Source organism: Cellulomonas sp., from assembly GCF_035634735.1.
Lineage (GTDB): Bacteria > Actinomycetota > Actinomycetes > Actinomycetales > Cellulomonadaceae > Cellulomonas.
This window is the reverse complement of sequence record NZ_DASQCJ010000137.1, coordinates 1-2,649: the sequence shown is the minus strand read 5'-3', so window position 1 is coordinate 2,649 and position 2,649 is coordinate 1. Positions and strand designations below refer to the sequence as shown.

At 78.1% G+C, this 2,649-nt stretch carries 2 protein-coding genes; one reads left to right on the top strand and one right to left on the bottom strand.

What is annotated here, in order from left to right:
• Positions 1–4 precede the first annotated feature (4 nt).
• On the top strand, positions 5–1,291 hold the full coding sequence (locus VER05_RS12150) for an N-acetylglucosamine-6-phosphate deacetylase (RefSeq protein WP_324845609.1): 1,287 nt from the start codon (positions 5–7) through the stop codon (positions 1,289–1,291).
• On the opposite strand, the gene VER05_RS12145 is transcribed toward VER05_RS12150, so the two are convergent.
• Positions 1,281–2,318, bottom strand: coding sequence for a LacI family DNA-binding transcriptional regulator (locus VER05_RS12145; RefSeq protein ID WP_324845608.1), 1,038 nt, complete (start codon positions 2,316–2,318; stop codon positions 1,281–1,283). The two genes, VER05_RS12150 and VER05_RS12145, sit on opposite strands and share 11 nt — an antisense overlap.
• Between the last annotated feature and the right edge of the window lie 331 nt (positions 2,319–2,649).

The following is a 2,649-nucleotide window of genomic DNA, read 5'->3' as shown; positions in this document are numbered from 1 at the left end:
CGCCATGATGGGGGCCGTGACCACCGCCGACACCGCCCCCGCCGACGTCGTCCTGCGCGGGGAGGTGGTGACGCCCTCGGAGGTCGTGCCCGACGGCGCCGTCGTCCTCGCCGACGGGCGCATCGCCTGGGTCGGCCCCGCCGCGCAGGTCCCCGGGCGCTGGGCCGCCGACCTGCCGCCCGCGCCGGCCCCCGGGACGACGCTGCTCCCCGGGCTCGTCGACCTGCACGACCACGGCGGCGGCGGGTCGAGCTTCCCGGACGCCACGACGCGGGACGAGGCGCTGGTCGCGGTCCGCGAGCACCTGCGGCACGGCACGACGAGCCTGGTCGCCTCGCTGGTCACCGCGCCGCGGGACGTGCTGCTGGCGCGCGCGGCCCTGCTCGCGGACCTGGTGGAGACCGGGGACCTGGTCGGCATCCACGCCGAGGGCCCGTTCCTGTCCGCGGACCGGTGCGGGGCGCAGAACCCCGCGGACATGCTGCCGGGCGACCCGGAGCTGGTGGGCGACCTGGCGGCGGCGGCCCGCGGGCACCTCGTGACGATGACCATCGCGCCCGAGGTCCCGGGCGTCGCGGACGGGTCGGGCGCCGCCGGGGCGGGCGCGGGCGCGGACGTGCTGGCGGCCCTGGTGCGCGCCGGCGCGGTGCCGTCGATCGGGCACACGGACGCGGCGTCCGAGCAGGTGGACGCGGCCGTGCACCGGGCGCGGGCGCTGCTGACGGGCCGGGTCGGTGCGCCCGGGCGGTCACCGCGGCCGACGGCCACGCACCTGTTCAACGGCATGCGGCCGTTGCACCACCGCGACCCGGGCCCGATCGCGGCGTGCCTCGCGGCGGCCGCGCGCGGCGACCTGGTCGTCGAGCTGATCGCGGACGGCACGCACCTGGCGGACGGCACGGTGCGCGCGGTGTTCGACCTGGTCGGCCCGGGGTCGGTCGCGCTGGTGACCGACGCGATGGCCGCGGCCGGGATGGCGGACGGCGACTACCGGCTCGGCCCGATGGCGGTCCGGGTGGGCGACGGGGTCGCGCGGATCGTCGCGGAGGACGGCTCGGCCGGGTCGATCGCCGGCGGCACGGCGCACCTGATCGACGTGGTGCGGACCGTGGTGGCGTCCGGGATCGGGCTGGTCGCCGCGGTGCGCGCCGCGGCGACGACGCCGGCCGAGGTCCTGGGCCGGGCCGACCTGGGCGCGCTGGCCGTCGGGCGGCGGGGCGACGTGGTGGTGACGGACGAGGACCTGGCGGCGGTGGCGGTCTACCGCGCGGGGCAGCTGGTCACGGCCTGACGGCGCCGGGCGCGGGGGCGGGCGCCCCGGCGGGGGCCGTCACGCTGCCGTGGTCGGTGAACGCGGGGGACACCAGCCGGGTCTCGGCGAGCTCCTCCCCGGACAGCCGCGCCATCACCATCTCGACCGCGATCCGGCCGATCCGCTCGCCCGGCACCTCGATGATCGACACCGGGACCGGCAGCGCGGCGGCCAGCTCCGCGGGGCTCACCGCGACGATCGACAGGTCGTCCGGCACCCGCAGCCCGCGCTCCGCCGCCCGGGCCAGCAGGCCGCCGAGGGCCGCCTCGTTGTGCACGACCAGCCCGGTCGTCCCGGGGTTCGCCGCGAGCACCGCGTCGAGCGCGGCGGCGCCGCCGGAGAACGTCGGCTCGGCCGGCACGACCGCGGCCTCGACCCCGGCGGCGGCGGCCTGCTCCAGCACGCCCTGCCGCATCCGCACCGCGTAGTTCGCGCGGTGGTCCAGGCGGTCCTGGGACGCGCCGACCAGGACCAGCCGGCGGTGCCCGTGCCCGGCGAGCTCCCGGACCGCGAGCCGGCCGGCGCCCGCGAAGTCGAGGTCGACGCAGCTCAGCCCGGTGGTGTCGTCGGGGACGCCGATGAGGATGCTCGGCAGCGCGAGCGCGCGGAGGGCCGGCAGCCGGGCGTCGTCGGACTCGATGTCCATCACGATCAGCGCGTCCGCGGTCGAGCTCGCCGCGACCCGGTCGATGCCCTGGGCGTCGTCCTGGGTGAGCACGAGGACGTCGTGGTCGTGCTCGCGGGCCGTGGTGACGACGCCGCCGACGAACTGCATGATGATCTGCACGTTGATCCCCGGCCGGAACGGCACCATCAGGGCGATCACGTTGCTGCGGCTGGAGGCCAGCGCCCGCGCGCCGGCGTGCGGGCGGTAGCCGAGCTCGGCGATCGCGCGCTGCACCCGGTCGCGGGTCGGCCCGGAGATCGTGCGCTTGCCGCTCAGCACGTAGCTGACGGTCGAGACGGACACGCCCGCCGCGCGGGCCACGTCCCCGATGGTCGCCATCCGCCCAGGGTAGTGGCGGTGCGGCGCCCCCCGGCGCAGGCCGCGGCGCGGGCGGGTGGCGGGGCGGGGTGGCGCCGCGGCCGGCGCGCTCGGCGAAGCGCTTCGCGGTGTGCAAGCGATTCGACGGCGCGCCGCGTGCCGGAGGTCGCGGCCCGCGAGTCGTCCCACGAGTCCCGCGCCAACGCGCGGCTTGACGTGCCGCGCCGCGCCTGACGTACGATCGAAGCGATTCGACAACGGTCGTGACCGTTTCGAGACCCACGGGGCTGGACGCCCTCGCGATCCCGGGCCTACAGTGACGACCGCGCGAAGCGCTTCGACACCTCACGGA